Source organism: Flavobacterium sp. 102, assembly GCF_003634615.1.
Classification (GTDB): Bacteria; Bacteroidota; Bacteroidia; order Flavobacteriales; family Flavobacteriaceae; genus Flavobacterium.
Genome location: NZ_RBKX01000001.1, coordinates 340190 through 355879 on the forward strand (window position 1 = coordinate 340190; position 15690 = coordinate 355879).

19 protein-coding genes are annotated in these 15690 nt (G+C 37.8%); 15 read left to right on the forward strand and 4 right to left on the reverse strand.

Features of this window, described 5'->3' with window-relative positions:
• Position 1: 1 nt before the first annotated feature.
• The 9 genes from C8C84_RS01560 to C8C84_RS01600 all read left to right on the forward strand — a co-directional run bounded on the left by C8C84_RS01560 (position 2) and on the right by C8C84_RS01600 (position 6194).
• Complete coding sequence (locus tag C8C84_RS01560) at positions 2–1186, forward strand: pyridoxal phosphate-dependent aminotransferase (RefSeq protein WP_121311852.1); 1185 nt, start codon at positions 2–4, stop codon at positions 1184–1186.
• Between the two features lie 129 nt (positions 1187–1315).
• Positions 1316–2482: a formate-dependent phosphoribosylglycinamide formyltransferase gene (gene purT, locus C8C84_RS01565; RefSeq protein WP_121311853.1), complete on the forward strand. Its 1167-nt coding sequence runs from the start codon at positions 1316–1318 to the stop codon at positions 2480–2482.
• A gap of 2 nt (positions 2483–2484) precedes the next feature.
• Positions 2485–2844 carry a DUF6370 family protein gene (locus C8C84_RS01570; RefSeq protein WP_121311854.1) on the forward strand — a complete coding sequence of 120 codons (360 nt, stop codon included), beginning with the start codon at positions 2485–2487 and terminating at the stop codon, positions 2842–2844.
• A 79-nt stretch (positions 2845–2923) separates the two neighbouring features.
• Positions 2924–3499 carry a Crp/Fnr family transcriptional regulator gene (locus C8C84_RS01575; protein ID WP_121311855.1) on the forward strand — a complete coding sequence of 192 codons (576 nt, stop codon included), beginning with the start codon at positions 2924–2926 and terminating at the stop codon, positions 3497–3499.
• 427 nt (positions 3500–3926) lie between these two features.
• Complete coding sequence (locus tag C8C84_RS01580) at positions 3927–4643, forward strand: pirin family protein (RefSeq protein WP_121311856.1); 717 nt, start codon at positions 3927–3929, stop codon at positions 4641–4643.
• Between the two features lie 90 nt (positions 4644–4733).
• On the forward strand, positions 4734–5018 hold the full coding sequence (locus C8C84_RS01585) for a GNAT family N-acetyltransferase (protein ID WP_121311857.1): 285 nt from the start codon (positions 4734–4736) through the stop codon (positions 5016–5018).
• Positions 5019–5028: 10 nt separating this feature from the next.
• Positions 5029–5436, forward strand: coding sequence for an OsmC family protein (locus C8C84_RS01590; protein WP_158592541.1), 408 nt, complete (start codon positions 5029–5031; stop codon positions 5434–5436).
• Position 5437: 1 nt separating this feature from the next.
• Positions 5438–5674, forward strand: a complete 237-nt coding sequence (locus C8C84_RS01595) for a (4Fe-4S)-binding protein (protein ID WP_121311859.1) — start codon at positions 5438–5440, stop codon at positions 5672–5674.
• On the forward strand, positions 5667–6194 hold the full coding sequence (locus C8C84_RS01600) for an NADPH-dependent FMN reductase (protein WP_121311860.1): 528 nt from the start codon (positions 5667–5669) through the stop codon (positions 6192–6194). Before C8C84_RS01595 ends, C8C84_RS01600 begins: the two co-directional genes overlap by 8 nt.
• Positions 6195–6226: 32 nt before the next feature.
• Here the strand turns inward: C8C84_RS01600 and C8C84_RS01605 are convergent, their stop codons facing one another.
• On the reverse strand, positions 6227–7843 hold the full coding sequence (locus C8C84_RS01605; RefSeq protein WP_121311861.1) for a hypothetical protein: 1617 nt from the start codon (positions 7841–7843) through the stop codon (positions 6227–6229).
• 118 nt (positions 7844–7961) lie between these two features.
• On the opposite strand from C8C84_RS01605, the gene fabD reads away from it, so the two are divergent.
• From fabD to C8C84_RS01630, 5 genes are all read left to right on the forward strand, one after another.
• Positions 7962–8834: an ACP S-malonyltransferase gene (gene fabD / locus C8C84_RS01610; RefSeq protein ID WP_121311862.1), complete on the forward strand. Its 873-nt coding sequence runs from the start codon at positions 7962–7964 to the stop codon at positions 8832–8834.
• Positions 8835–8910: 76 nt separating this feature from the next.
• A complete protein-coding gene (locus C8C84_RS01615) occupies positions 8911–9699 on the forward strand; it encodes a HipA family kinase (RefSeq protein WP_121311863.1) in 789 nt (262 codons plus the stop codon).
• A complete protein-coding gene (locus C8C84_RS01620; protein WP_121311864.1) occupies positions 9677–10060 on the forward strand; it encodes a DUF3037 domain-containing protein in 384 nt (127 codons plus the stop codon). The genes C8C84_RS01615 and C8C84_RS01620 overlap by 23 nt, the downstream gene beginning before the upstream one ends.
• Before the next feature lie 10 nt (positions 10061–10070).
• On the forward strand, positions 10071–10748 hold the full coding sequence (locus C8C84_RS01625) for a peptidoglycan DD-metalloendopeptidase family protein (RefSeq protein WP_121311865.1): 678 nt from the start codon (positions 10071–10073) through the stop codon (positions 10746–10748).
• A 15-nt stretch (positions 10749–10763) separates the two neighbouring features.
• Positions 10764–11021 (forward strand): hypothetical protein, encoded by a 258-nt coding sequence (locus tag C8C84_RS01630; RefSeq protein WP_121311866.1) that lies wholly within the window; start codon positions 10764–10766, stop codon positions 11019–11021.
• 37 nt (positions 11022–11058) lie between these two features.
• On the opposite strand, the gene C8C84_RS01635 is transcribed toward C8C84_RS01630, so the two are convergent.
• From C8C84_RS01635 to C8C84_RS01645, 3 genes are all read right to left on the reverse strand, one after another.
• On the reverse strand, positions 11059–12036 hold the full coding sequence (locus C8C84_RS01635) for a DMT family transporter (protein WP_121311867.1): 978 nt from the start codon (positions 12034–12036) through the stop codon (positions 11059–11061).
• Positions 12037–12082: 46 nt separating this feature from the next.
• Positions 12083–13096, reverse strand: coding sequence for a UDP-glucose 4-epimerase GalE (gene galE / locus C8C84_RS01640; RefSeq protein ID WP_121311868.1), 1014 nt, complete (start codon positions 13094–13096; stop codon positions 12083–12085).
• A gap of 79 nt (positions 13097–13175) precedes the next feature.
• Positions 13176–14315 carry a DegT/DnrJ/EryC1/StrS aminotransferase family protein gene (locus tag C8C84_RS01645; RefSeq protein WP_121311869.1) on the reverse strand — a complete coding sequence of 380 codons (1140 nt, stop codon included), beginning with the start codon at positions 14313–14315 and terminating at the stop codon, positions 13176–13178.
• A 96-nt stretch (positions 14316–14411) separates the two neighbouring features.
• Here C8C84_RS01645 and C8C84_RS01650 point away from each other — a divergent pair, with 96 nt between their 5' ends.
• Positions 14412–15659 (forward strand): 3-deoxy-D-manno-octulosonic acid transferase, encoded by a 1248-nt coding sequence (locus tag C8C84_RS01650; RefSeq protein WP_121311870.1) that lies wholly within the window; start codon positions 14412–14414, stop codon positions 15657–15659.
• Positions 15660–15690 lie beyond the last annotated feature (31 nt).

Genomic DNA, 15690 nt, shown 5'->3' on the forward strand with positions numbered 1-15690 from the left:
AATGAGCATTTTATCAGACAGAATCAACAATTTATCTACTTCACAAACATTGGCTATGGCGGCTTTGGCCAGAGAATTAAAAGCCCAAGGAAAAGATATTATCAGTTTAAGTTTAGGCGAACCTGATTTCAATACACCCGATTTTATCAAAGAAGCTGCGAAAAAAGCCATCGATGAAAATTACAGCACTTACTCTCCGGTCGACGGTTACGGAGAACTGAAAGAAGCCATTTGCAGAAAATTCAAAAGAGATAATAATTTAGATTACAAACCGGCTAACATCGTAGTTTCTACAGGTGCAAAACAATCTCTATACAACATTGCGCAAGTGATGTTGAACGATGGTGATGAAGTAATTTTGCCTGCACCATATTGGGTTTCTTATTACGAAATCATCAGATTGTCCGGTGGCGTTCCAATTGAAGTACCAACTTCTGTAGAAAGTAATTTCAAAATGACCGCAGCAGAATTAGAAAAAGCCATCACGCCAAAAACCAAAATGATGTGGTTCAGTTCGCCTTGTAACCCAAGTGGTTCAGTTTACAATCGTGAGGAACTAACAGCCATTGGTAAAGTTTTAGAAAAATACCCAAACATTTATATCGTTTCTGACGAAATCTACGAACACATCAATTTCTCGGGAACCTTCTGCAGCATTGCTTCTATTCCCGGACTATTCGACAGAACCATAACAGTGAATGGTGTGGCCAAAGCTTTCGCGATGACCGGATGGAGAATCGGTTATATCGGCGCTCCGGAATTTATCGCCAAAGCTTGTACCAAAATGCAAGGCCAAGTAACTTCAGGTGCCAATTCCATTGCGCAAAGAGCTACGATTACTGCGGTTGATGCTGATCCAAGCGTTTTAAACGAAATGGTGGCAGCTTTCAAAAACCGAAGAAACTTGGTAGTTGAGTTAGCCAAAGAAATTCCTGGATTCAAAATCAATGTTCCTGAAGGTGCTTTTTATTTGTTCCCGGATGTTTCAGCCTACTTCGGAAAAACTTTGCGCGGAAAATTAATCGCCAATGCCGATGATTTCTCGATGTATTTGTTGTCAGAAGCCAATGTGGCGACCGTAACCGGAGACGCTTTCGGAAACCCAAATTGCATTCGCCTTTCGTATGCTACCAGCGAAGCATTACTAACCGAAGCATTCAAAAGAATCAAAGAAGCACTAGTTTAATATAATATTATGCCTCAAGGAAACTTGGGGCTTTTTTATAAATAATTTGGGCGCGCCCCTTGGGCCAGGCTTTCCGCAGTACGCGGTACTTGCTCCAATCCTTCGCGCAATCCCTGCTAATCACAAACCATGACAAAAAAAATATTATTACTCGGTTCCGGCGAATTAGGAAAAGAATTCGTCATCGCTGCACAAAGAATTGGGCAAACCGTCATCGCTGTCGATAGTTATGAAAACGCTCCGGCGATGCAAGTCGCTCACGGATTTGAAGTCATCAATATGTTAGATGGCGCAGAATTAGACCGAATCGTATCCAAACACCAACCCGATTTTATCGTTCCCGAAATCGAAGCCATTCGCACCGAACGTTTTTACGATTATGAAAAACAAGGCATCACAGTTGTACCATCAGCAAAAGCGGCCAATTTTACCATGAACAGAAAAGCGATTCGCGATTTAGCCGCCAAAGATTTAGGTTTAAGAACGGCCAATTATCGCTATGCTACTTCGGCTGAAGAATTGCAAAAAGCCGTTACCGAAGTTGGCCTTCCTTGTGTCGTAAAACCATTGATGAGTTCTTCCGGGAAAGGACAATCGACCATCAAATCTGAAGCCGATATTGCAAAAGCTTGGCAATATGCCGAAGAAGGTTCTCGTGGCGATATTATTGAAGTAATCGTTGAAGCTTTCGTTAATTTCAATTCTGAAATCACTTTGCTAACGGTTACCCAAAATAACAATCCAACGTTGTTCTGCGCTCCAATCGGTCACCGTCAAGAACGTGGCGATTATCAGGAAAGTTGGCAACCGGCTCAGGTTTCTGATAAAGACTTATTTGAAGCACAAGATATGGCCGAAAAAATTACTGAAGCCATTGGCGGTGCCGGACTTTTCGGTGTTGAGTTTTTCCTGACTAATGAAGGCGTTTACTTCTCAGAATTATCGCCAAGACCACATGATACCGGAATGGTTACTTTAGCCGGCACCCAAAATTTTAACGAATTTGAATTGCATTTGCGTGCCATTTTAAGTTTACCCATCTTTGAAATTACTTTAGAAAAAGCCGGGGCAAGTGCGGTGATTTTGGCCCATGGCAATTCGACCAATCTAACTTACACAGGAATTTCGGATGTAGCTTCGTTACCTAAAACTGATTTTCGTATCTTTGGAAAACCAACCTCCAGACCTTACCGAAGAATGGGCGTTGTTTTGACAAATGACTCTTTGAACACACCCATTGAAACCATAGTTGAAAAAGCTAAAGAAACAGCAAAATTAGTAACCGTAAATTTATAATTATGAAGAAATTACTTTTAGTTGCTTTCCTTACATTAGGAGTAACAGCAACGAATGCACAAGAAAAAAAGCAAGAACAAAAACCAAAAATCGTGGAAGCTTCTTGTGGCCAATGTCAATTTGGGATGAAAGAAAAAGGCGGCTGTGACTTGGCCGTTCGTATCGATGGAAAATCGTATTTTGTAGACGGAACCGACATCAACAAACACGGTGATGCCCATGCCGAAGATGGTTTTTGTTCTACCATCAGAAAAGCAGAAGTAGTTGGCGAAGTTAAAAATGGCCGATTTGTAGCTTCTAATTTCAAACTACTTCCAATAGAAAAGCACAATCATAATGACCATGATGGTCACAAACATTAAAAATAGATAAGCGTCCCGATTGAATCAGGACGCTTTTTTTATGCTTTCGTGGAAGTAACTTTTATAGTATTTTTGAAACATGAGTCTGATTCTACAAAATATTTCCAAACACATCTCTTTAACTCCTGAAGAAGAGTTGCTTTTTCTTTCTAAAACCGAGACCAAACACTTCAAAGCCAAAACCATTCTTCAACACGCCGGTCAAGTCTGCAAAGAAGGTTATTTTGTCAATTCGGGCTTACTTCGAAGTTTCAATATCAATGACAATATAGTCGAACACGTACTGAGTTTTGCCTGCGAAGATTGGTGGATTAGCGACATGTACAGTTTGCTGTCTCAAAAACCGGGCAATCTCTTTATCGAAGTCTTAGAAGATGCCGAAGTGGTTGTATTAACTAAAGAAAACCAAGAGCAACTGTATTTGGAAATTCCGAAACTGGAACGTTTTTTCAGAATCCTTATCGAAAATTCTTTGGTAGCCAACCAAGAAAGATTAATGGACAACCTAAGCCTAACTGCCGAAGAACGATTTGACAAGTTCTGCAAAAAATACCCAACATTGATTCAAAAAGTGCCTCAAAAACAAATTGCTTCTTTTATTGGCGTCACGCCGGAATTCTTTAGTAAAATGAAAGCACGGATGCTAAAGAAGTAGAGCCAAAATTATAAAGAGGTAAATTTAATTCAAAAAAACAATTTTCGAGCATTTTCAAGTCTTCCCAGCCCTCAAACGAGCTTCGGACTCACGCAAATGAGCTTCGGACTCACTCAAACGATCTTCGGACTGATGTAAATATACTTCGGACTCACAAGAAAAAGCTTCGGACTCCTTCAAACCCTTTTCTGACCCCTTCAAACACTCTACGTACATAAGAAATTGAGCTTAGGAGCCTTTCAAACGAGCTTCAAACTTACTTTATTGCTTTGCCATTGCTGCTCAAAACATTTCTTAATCTACATTAAGTGCGCTACGCTCTTCATGATTGTAAATTTGTATCATAATAATCAGTAAATTTATACATGATGACACCGAAACTTGTTTCGGCTGCATTTGACAATTAAAAAGCAAATATTAAATACAAATGAAAAATACCGTTTTACACAAAGCACACACTCGCGGACATGCCGATCACGGTTGGTTAAACGCACACCATACTTTTAGTTTTGCCAGCTATTATAACCCGGAAAGAGTTCAGTTTGGCGTCTTAAGAGTTTTGAATGATGACATTGTTGCCTCTGGTATGGGCTTCGGAACACATCCGCATGATAACATGGAAATTATCACGATTCCTTTGGAAGGCGATTTGGCGCATAAAGACAGTATGGGAAATACCGAAGTGATTAAATTTGGAGACGTGCAAGTGATGAGCGCCGGTACCGGAATTCAACACTCTGAATTCAATCCGAATCCGGACAAAAGAACCAATTTGTTGCAGATTTGGGTATTCCCGAAATACAGAAATGTAGAACCTCGTTACCAACAAATTACGTTAGACACTAGCGATCGTCACAATAAATTACAACAAATTCTTTCTCCAAATGCAGACGATGACGGCGTTTGGATTCACCAAGACGCATGGTTTCACATGGGTAATTTGGATAAAGGAATTGTTTTGGATTACAATCGCAACAAAGAAGGCAATGGACTTTATGTTTTTGTAATCAAAGGAAGCGTAAAAGTAGACGGACAAGATTTAGGAGAACGAGATGGCTTAGGCATCACCGACTTTGACAAAGTAACTTTTGAAGCTACTACGGATGCAGAAATATTATTAATGGAAGTTCCAATGATTCAATAATCATTGTCATTTCGACCAACGGGAGAAATCACATAATGATAATAATTTGATGAGATTTCTCCTTTGTCGAAATGACAAAAAACACAAACTATGAACAACGAAGTACAACTTAAAATCGAGGGTAAAAAAGGCTTTTTTTACATCGATGTTGATGGCAAACAAGAAGCGATGATGACTTTTATTTTTGCAGGAGAAGATAAAATCATTATCGACCATACTGAAGTCAATCCGGGAAATGAAGGCAAAGGTTTTGGTAAAAAAATGGTCACCAAAGCCGTAGAATATGCGCGCGAAAACGGCATCAAAATTATTCCGCTTTGTCCGTTTGCGAAAAGCGTTTTTGACAAAGTTCCTGAATTTAGAGACGTTTTATAATAGTAGAGTCATGGCAAATCTTTTAGAAAATAACGTAGAAGGAAAAATTGGTACCCAAAAATATTTATGCACCATTTCTTGGCGTAACGGAACCTTATTAATGGACGAACCGGAAAGCGTTGGCGGAAATAATATTGGTCCCGATCCGTTTTCAACATTCTTGGCTTCACTAGCCGGTTGTACTTTATCAACTTTGCGAATGTACATTGACCGCAAAGGTTGGGATATTCCTGAAATCAATATTTCCCTAAACTTAGCTCAGGAAATGACTCCCGAATTGGAAACCAGTATTTCAAGAACCATCACTTTTTCAACTAACATTAGTGAAGAACAAAAAGAACGTTTATTGGTCATTGCGGAAAAATGTCCGATTTCGAAGATTCTGAAAAACAAAATAACCATTAATACGACAATATAAAATGGATGCCAACAACCTGACCAAAGAATACACTAATGGCGAAGTGACTATCGTGTGGCAATCGGGAAAATGCATACATTCTGCCAATTGTGTTCGCAACAATCCTGATGTCTTTAAACCTAAGGAAAAACCGTGGATTATTGCCGAAAACTCAACTACTGAGAAGATTATTGAAACTATCAAAAAATGCCCGTCGGGCGCTTTAACCTATTACTTAAATAAACCACAAGATGACTAAAAAAATACTGGCTTTTGGCGCTTCAAACAGCAGCGACTCTATCAATAAACAATTGGCTTCTTATGCTTCGAAACAGTTTAAAAATGCAAGTGTTGATCTTTTAGATTTAAACGATTACGAAATGCCTATTTATTCCAAAGACCGCGAAAAGAAAGACGGCTTTCCGCAATTGGCGCACGATTTTTACCAAAAAATTGGTGAGGCTGATTTTATTCTGATTTCGTTTGCCGAAAACAACGGCAATTTCACCGCGGCATTTAAAAACATTTTAGATTGGACATCGCGTATCAACAGTAAAACCTTTCAGGAAAAACCATTGCTTTTATTGGCAACTTCGCCCGGAGCGCGTGGTGGCGGAACCGTTTTGGATATAGCTGTAAAACGAATGCCTTTTCAAGGAGGAATTGTAAAAGGTAGTTTTTCCTTACCCAGTTTCAATGATAATTTCAAAGAGGGAAAAATCACTAATGAAACGCTCGACAGTGATTTAAAAAAAATAATAAAAGAAATCAATCTATAAAAAAAGCCCTAACTGTTCGTTAGGGCTTTTTATTATTTATAAGCTTTATTGTCAAATCGGGTAACATCAATAACTTTTTCTTCATCAATATCAAACGAAATTTCGACACTATCTCCCACAACTGTAATAGGCAATTCACCCGAAACTTGTGTTGAACCCACAAAAATACTTGGATAGTCTTTTACGGTAAAATAATAAAAACTATTACCGTTTTTTACATCATTTTGGATGCGCGTAATAACCGATTGCAAACTCTTTTTGGCATCCGAAACACCCGGATTAATCTTATTCCCGGAAGAATTATAAGCGCTCTTAAAAGCGGTCAATGTTTCTCTCATCGAGTTTCCTACCCCTACGATGGTATAATCATTAATAGCTACCATAGCATACATTTTCACCAATCCGCCATCGTCTTTGAGCGTCATTACATAGGTAGGAATGTTGTTTATATTATACGGAATTGGCAATGAAGCCGAATATCCCTTTTCCTGCACTTTACCTTCTGCCGACTGTTGAGCGGCATACTCAGTAGCACCGCTTTGTTTGTAGAATGTAGTTTCTTTGGTTCGGGTATCTACCAAAACAAACCCAACAGCGCTTTCATCACTACCCACAGAGGTCAATCCGGTGTACCAATAGGAACGGTCATTTTTTCCATAAACCAAAGTCAGACCTTCTGTAATTTGCAACTTATCTCGGTTGGAAAAATTCCAATAGCCATTGATTAATTCTCCCCAATCATTTAATTGTTCCTCAATAATTACAGCCGGTTGAATTCTATCAACCCAGGCCGGAGTTGCTGCGACAGCATATTCATTGATAACACCGGTTTGCGCATCAACTACAATTACTCCGGTTGCATTCTTCCCCGAAAAACCAATTTCTTTTTGGTAGGTTGAAATGACCCAATAGGGATTGCCTGCTTCATCAACTTCAAAAACAAAATCTTCTAAGCCAGCAGTAGCATATCCATTAAAATAGACATGTCTGTGAATATCACTTTGAAAATAAGCCGAAGGTTGATACTTGATGTGAATTGGTTTATTATTGACAGATTCCACCAATCGCACATCTCGTTCATTTGTTGCCGAAACCATCACGTAACCCGGAGTTCCTTCAGAATTATTGAACCATTTAAAAAAACCGGAATGCAACAAAGGCGCAATCCAAAACAATTCGTTATTTACTTTTTGAATCGAAAATTTGCCCAGTTGAATTTGACTGCCCAAAGCCGGTTGTGAGCCTATTATTTTTTCTCCTAACAAATAGGCTAAATTCTGATCAACCACTCTGATTTTATCCATAGAAATGGGCGCAATGTGCTTGGCTATTTCGTTTCCTTTCTTCACTTCGCCAATCATTTTTTGGTACTTTGAAGCATGTAAAAAGGTAGCTGATGTAACTAAAGGCAATATTGTTAAATAAGCCAACACCAATGCCATGAAAAAAAGCATCCATTTTCTTGGTTTTTGTTTAACTATAAACTTCTTTTGAGCAGCGTCGGTAGTAATTCCGAGTGAAGATAAAAACAACAATAGTAAAAGAAGCAAAAGCAAAATCCCAATGCTATAGAAACCATAATTGAGCACGGGCATGGTTAAATAAATCAGTAAAAAAAAGAGGATCACAAAAAGTAGGTTCTTTTTCATATTTTTTGGTTTAAAAGGTTTCCTATTTGACGTAAGAAAGTAGAAGAAAGTTACAATTTTAAATGAGATGTTCTTTATTTAATAGTTATCCTTATTTTTGTCTTCTAATTTTATTCAAATGAAAGCATATGTATTCCCTGGTCAAGGCGCTCAATTCACCGGAATGGGCAAAGACTTATATGAAAATTCAGCTTTAGCAAAAGACTTATTCGAAAAAGCCAATGAAATATTAGGTTTCCGAATTACAGATATTATGTTTGAAGGAACAGCCGAAGCATTAAAAGAAACCAAAGTGACGCAACCGGCTGTATTTTTACACTCGGTAATCTTGGCTAAAACTTTAGACAATTTTAAACCTGATATGGTCGCGGGGCATTCACTTGGTGAGTTTTCAGCATTGGTAGCCAATGGTGCTTTGTCTTTTGAAGACGGCTTGAAATTGGTTTCAAAAAGAGCCATCGCCATGCAAAAAGCCTGCGAAATCAAACCCTCAACGATGGCTGCGGTTTTAGGTTTGGATGATAAAATTGTGGAAGACGTTTGTGCCACTATCGACGGCGTTGTTGTGGCGGCGAATTACAACTGTCCTGGACAATTGGTGATTTCGGGCGAATTCTCAGCAGTAGAAAAAGCTTGTGAAGCAATGAAAGCCGCTGGTGCAAAACGTGCTTTATTGTTGCCTGTTGGTGGTGCTTTCCATTCCCCAATGATGGAACCGGCTCGTGAAGAATTGGCTGCCGCGATTGAAGCAACAGCTTTCAACACACCGAGTTGTCCGGTTTATCAAAACGTAACGGCGAGTGCAATTTCTGATGCTAACGAAATAAAGAAAAACTTAATCATTCAATTAACCGCTCCGGTAAGATGGACACAATCGGTACAACAAATGGTTAAAGACGGCGCGACTAGTTTTACTGAAGTCGGACCCGGAAAAGTCTTGGTTGGTTTGGTTAATAAAATCGACAGAGAAGTGGAAACCCATTCTGCCTAACCTCAAAAAATTGAAAACTCCGATAAAAACATCGGAGTTTTTTTATACTATCTTTGTTTTAAAGAATTCCATATTCATGAATTTAGATTTACGAACAGTTAACGTAACCCGATATATTACGCCTCTTCGCGAAGGTGGTTCGCTTCCGGCATTGGCAGAAGCGGATGACGATTTTAAATATGTTTTGAAATTTCGCGGTGCCGGTCATGGTGTTAAAGCTTTGATTGCCGAATTTTTAGGCGGACAAATTGCAAGTTATTTGGGTTTGCCGGTTCCCGAATTGGTTTTTGCCAATTTAGACGAAGCCTTTGGCAGAACAGAAGCCGACGAAGAAATTCAGGATTTGTTGAAATTTAGTCAGGGCTTGAATTTAGGATTACATTATCTTTCGGGCGCAATTACTTATGATGCGGCGACCAATGATTGTGACGCATTATTGGCCTCAAAAATCGTTTGGTTGGATGCTTTTATTACTAATGTTGATCGAACGTTTAAAAATACCAATCTCTTAATTTGGAAAAAAGAATTGTGGTTGATTGACCACGGAGCCGCTTTTTATTTTCACCATTCTTGGGACAATTGGAAAGCCAATGCAGTTTCGCCATTTGCTTTGATAAAAGACCATGTTTTGTTGCCAAAAGCAACTCGATTGGAAGAAGTAAATACCGAATTCACCACAAAACTAAATGATTTAATTCTGAAAGAAATTGTGAACCAAATTCCGGAAGATTGGTTACAATGGGAAGAAAGCGCCATATCTCCTGACGAAATCAAAGAAGTCTATTTTCAATTTTTAACCCTCCGATTGGCGAATGCTGATATATTTTTAAAACAAGCGCAAGATGCACGAAAAACACTTATATGAATACGCCGTTATTCGTGTTGTGCCCAAGGTAGAGCGTGAAGAATTTATCAATATCGGATTGCTGCTTTTTTGTAAAAGGCAAAGATACCTGCGAATTGAATACCATATTGTACCCGAAAAAATACAGTCGATTTGTGCTGAATTTGATATCAATCAATTAAAGGAAAATGTAGAATCCTTTGTAAAAATTGGTCAAGGAAAAAAAGATGGTGGACCAATTGGCGCTTTCGAAATTTCGGAACGTTTCAGATGGTTAACAGCTGTTAAAAGTTCGAGCATACAAACGTCTCGACCACATTCGGGATTTAGTTCGGATTTGGATGCTACATTTGAAAAATTGTATACCGAATTAGTTTTGTAAATAGAGTACCATGGAGAATATCACTGACATTTTCAAAAACATTCAAGCCGTTAAAGTCATTTCAAGAGACATTGATTATACTGATTATATCGCTTTGGATTTATCGGTGACCAATGAAAATTTGGCTAACCAAAAACTCACCACTGCGGTAGCTTACGAAGAATATATCCAAAACTACTTAGAGAATAACAAGGCTAAAATCGCTTATGGCGGTTATAATGAAACTCGAAATTTGTACCAAAGAAGTACGGTTTTCAAAAATGACAACACCGATGAACGCAACATTCACATTGGTTTGGATTTATGGATCAACGAATCGGCTCCTATTTATGCGGCTTTGGATGGAAAAATTCACAGTTTTCAAAACAATACGGCTTTAGGTGATTATGGCCCGACAATTATTTTGGAACATGAAATAGAAAGTTTCAAGTTTCATACTTTATATGGCCATTTGAGTTTGGACAGCTTAAAAGACAAAAAAGTTGGTAACTTTGTGCAGCAAGGAGAACAAATCGGTAATTTAGGTTTGCCTCCGATTAATGGAGATTACGCACCGCATTTGCATTTCCAAATCATTATCGATATGGAAAATAAAACCGGTGATTATCCCGGAGTTTGCAGTTCAAAAACGTTGTCATTCTATTTGCGTAATTGTCCTGACCCAAATTTGTTATTAAAAATTAACTAAATCAAACATATACTCATGAGAAAAATAATCTTATCATTCGCTTTAGTCGCTTTACTGGCCTCTTGTAAAGACGAAACAAAAGAAAAACTGGATGCGGCATCAGACGCTGTAACCGAAGAAGTAAAAGAAACTATTGATTCAGCCAAAATAAAAGCAGAAGCCAAAATAGATTCTGCTAAAATAAAAGCCAAAGCTGAAATAGACAGTGCCAAAATAAAAAGCGCTAAAAAATTAGAAGAAGCAGCTGAAAAATTAAAAGAATCTGCAAAATAACAAAAATCGAAATCCTCATCAAAAATGAGGATTTTTTTTATTTAGCTTGCTTCGTCAGTTCGCTATTGCTCGTGCCGCTCTGTTCGGCTTTAGCTTTGCTCAGTTCGCCTTTGGCTCGTGTGCCTCGGGTTCGCTTATAATTGGTAATGAATACACCTAAAATAATCAAAATAGTTGCAATTAAAAAGTCGCGCGTAATTACCTCATCCAATAACAGCCAACCTAAGAATACTGCAATAATGGTATTGATATAATTCAGCACCGAAACCTGAATAGCGGTCACTCTTTTCAACGCATAATGATAAGCAAAAAAAGCAATCACCGAACCAAAAACAGAAAGGTATAAAGTGGCCAAAATGCTTCTCGAACTCCAAGCATCGAAATCTACATCCGGATTGATAATTAGCGCTAAAGCATATTGAACTATGGCTGCAATAGAGAATTGATAAAACAAATTCAACGCAATATTGTTTGATTTGTGTGTATGCATTTTGGTGTAAATCGTTCCGGCAGACCACGAGAGAATTGCAATACTTAAAAAAAGAATACCGGTTTTATAATTGGGGTCCAAAATATCACCCAAACCTTCTCTGAAAATAAAAACCACACCCAGAAAACCAACAATTACGCCCAGAAAACCCTTGAGTGTAGCCTTTTGTTGACCAATCATCGTTCCTCCTAAAAAGACAACCAATGGCGACAAAGCACTCAATATTGAAGTCAAGCCACTCGAAACACTTTGCTCCGCTATGGTGGTAAAACCATTGGCTAAGACAATCATTAAAATCGCCGGTATGAATTGGAGTTTGAAATTTTCCCATCCAATCCAAGCCAACTGTCTTTTGTAAAGTAAAATAACTAAAACTATCAAAGCCGCTAAACCTTGTCGTACTGAAGTGATATACCAAGGTTGCATCGTTTCAACCGCAACTCTGATACCCAAATAAGTTGTACCCCAAACTACCGCTACTATAAATAGACAGAAAAGTAATTTAAAATCGGGTTTTTCACTCATGTAATACAGACATTGATTACGACAAGGTAATCTGTGTTTTTAGGTCTTAACTTCTAACTTTTTGTTCCCATTTCCAGGCAGAAGCCAAAGCGTCTTCTAAAGACAATTCCGTATTCCAACCTAAAATCTCCCTTGCTTTATCGGTATTGGCATATGCCTGAACTACATCGCCTTCTCTTCTGTCAACAATTTTATATTGTACTTTTTGACCTGATATTTTTTCGAAAGCATGAATCACTTCTAAAACCGAACTTCCTGTTCCGGTTCCTAAATTAAACGTTTCAACTTTCTCCAAATTTTGTTTGTCCAACAAACGCTGTAAAGCTACAACGTGAGCTTTTGCCAAATCAACTACATGAATATAATCGCGAATACAAGTACCGTCAACCGTTGGGTAATCATTCCCAAAAACCGATAATTCTTTACGCAAGCCAATCGCTGCTTGTGTAATAAATGGCACTAAGTTTTGTGGAACACCTAACGGCAATTCTCCTATTTCAGCACTTGGATGCGCTCCGATTGGGTTAAAATAACGCAATAAAACCGAACTCAAATTGGTTACTCTGGCAACGTCTTTGATAATTTCTTCTCCTATTTGCTTGGTGTTTCCATAAGGTGACATTGCGGGTTGAACGGAAGCATCCTCAGTGATAGGCATAGTTTCGGCTTGACCGTAAACTGTACATGATGAACTGAAAATGAAATTAGCTTGTGGTAATGCTATCAGTTCTTGCAATACATAAACCAACGTATTGATGTTGTTTTCGTAATATAGTAAAGGATTTCCAACACTCTCACCTACGGCTTTTGAAGCGGCAAAATGAATCAAACCAACAGTATCACTGTGTTTTTGAAAGAAATTTTGAACCGAGCCTTTTTCTCTTAAATCGATATTTTCAAAAAATGGTTTCTTTCCGGTAATTTTTTCAATACCATCTAAAACTGAAATAGAAGCATTCGACAAATTATCAATTACTACTACTTCAAAACCTTGATTCTGTAATTCTACAACCGTATGTGAACCTATAAATCCTAAACCACCTGTTACTACTACTTTCATATTTTGTTTAGATTATAGAAAATAGACTAAAAGATGATAAATGTATATCCAAATCAATTGTCTATTATCTAATTGTCTATTATCTCTTATCTTCTAGATATTCTAAAACGCTATCGGTGATGAATTTGATTTGCTCATCGTCTAATTCAGTATGCATTGGCAATGAAATCACTTCTTTTACCAATTGATTGGTTACCGGAAAATCCTCTTCTTTGTAACGCGAATCCAAATACGCTTTTTGCGAATGCAACGGAATAGGGTAATAAATCGCACACGGAATACCTTTAGCTAATAAATGTTCCATCAAACCATTTCTATCAGCATCGATAATTCTTAATGTATATTGGTGGAAAACATGGCAATCACAATTATCACAAATCATTGGCGCAATGATGTTTTTATGCCCTTCAAAAGCCGCTGAATATTTACGAGCTGCATCCTGACGCGCTTTTCCGTAAGCATCTAACAACGGTAATTTGGCGTTCAAAACACCGGCTTGAATACTATCCAAACGGGAATTCACACCAACAACATCATGGTGATAACGCACATACATTCCGTGATTTACTATTCCGCGAATTTTGTGTGCCAATGCATCGTCGTTGGTAAAAATTGCTCCACCATCTCCATAACAACCTAAATTTTTGGAAGGAAAAAATGACGTAGAAGACACATGTCCGATAGTTCCGGCTTTCTTTTTGCTTCCGTCAGAGAATTTACAATTGGCACCAATCGCTTGAGCATTGTCTTCAATTACGTATAAATTGTGTTCGTTGGCAATCGCCATAATCGCTTCCATGTTAGCAGCACGACCAAACAAATGTACCGGTACTATTGCTTTCGTTTTCGGTGTAATCGCTTTCTTAATCGCTTCTATCGAAATATTCATATTCACAATATCCACGTCGACTAAAACCGGAGTCAATTGCAACAAAGCAATCACTTCAACGGTAGCAGCGAAGGTAAAATCGGCTGTAATTACCTCATCGCCGGGTTTTAAATCCAAACCCATCATGGCAATTTGCAAAGCATCGGTTCCGTTGGCACATGGAATCACATGCTTTACGTCTAAATATTCCTCTAAATTCTTTTGGAATTCATGAACCAATGGTCCGTTGATGTAAGTTGTAGTATCTAAAACCTCCTGAATCGAAGCGTTAACTGTATCTTTTATTTTTTCGTATTGACTTTTTAAGTCAACCATTTGAATTTTTCTCATCTTCTAAAAAATTATGAGTAGCAAAAGTAAGAAATTCTGAAGTAGAATTTCATCTTCCGTAAAAGAAACGTATTTTAGCGCATCAAATTTTTGGGGATGTTTTTTTTATATAATGTTTTACTGGTTTTGGCGTCACAACTCGTGAAAATATTGGCACTTTTCAGTCCCAAAATAAAGCTGTTTGTCAATGGAAGAAAAACCGTTTTCGAAACTTTATCGGCTAAAATAAATCCGAAAGACAAAACCATTTGGTTTCACGCTGCTTCATTAGGCGAATATGAGCAAGGTTTACCCGTAATGGAAAAAATCAAAAAAGAATTTCCAAATCATAAAGTAATCTTGACGTTTTTTTCGCCTTCCGGTTATGAAGTTCGGAAAAACAATACGATTGCTGATGCTACCGTTTATTTGCCTTTGGACACCAAATCAAATGCCGAACAATTCCTGAAACTCGTTCATCCCGATTTGGTTTTCTTTATCAAATATGAATATTGGCCCAATTATTTGAACGAATTGAAAAAAAGGAACATCGAAACCTATTTAATTTCTGGAATTTTTAGAGAAAAACAAGCCTTTTTCAAATGGTATGGTGGTTTTTACCGAAATGCTCTGAAAACCTTTGAGTACTTTTTTGTTCAAAATGAAAGTTCGAAAAAACTGCTCCAATCTTTGGGCTACCAAAATGTAAAAATCTCAGGCGATACTCGTTTTGACCGAGTGGTTTCGATTTTAGACAGAGACAACTCATTAGATTTCATCAAAGAATTTAAAAATAATACTACGACAATTGTTATTGGAAGTTCATGGCCAAAAGATGAAAGCTTGTTGGTCAATTTCATCAATCAAGCCGATAACAATGTGAAATTCATCATTGCGCCACACAATATCAAAGCCGAACAAATTTTGGAATTGAAAAAATCAATTACCAAGAAAACGGTTTTATATTCGGAATACGTAGAGACGCGATTAATCGCGTCTCTACAAGAAAATAATGTTTTCATCATAGACACCATCGGTATTTTAACCAAAATTTACAGTTATGCTGATATCGCGTATGTTGGCGGCGGTTTTGGTAATCCGGGCGTTCATAACATATTAGAACCGGCGACTTTTGGTATTCCAATTGTCGTTGGCCCTAATTATTCCCATTTTGCGGAAGCGACTGCTTTGGCCAATATGGAAGGTTGTATTTCGATAACGAATCAAAACCAACTTAACGATGCTTTCGACAATTTGATTTTGAATGATGACATTCGTCATGAAAAAGGACATATTTGTGAAACTTTCGTGCAAATGAATAAAGGCGCAACGGATGTGATTTTAAAACATATTTGTAACAAATAAAATAAAAACAAACTCATTACTTTACTTCAAA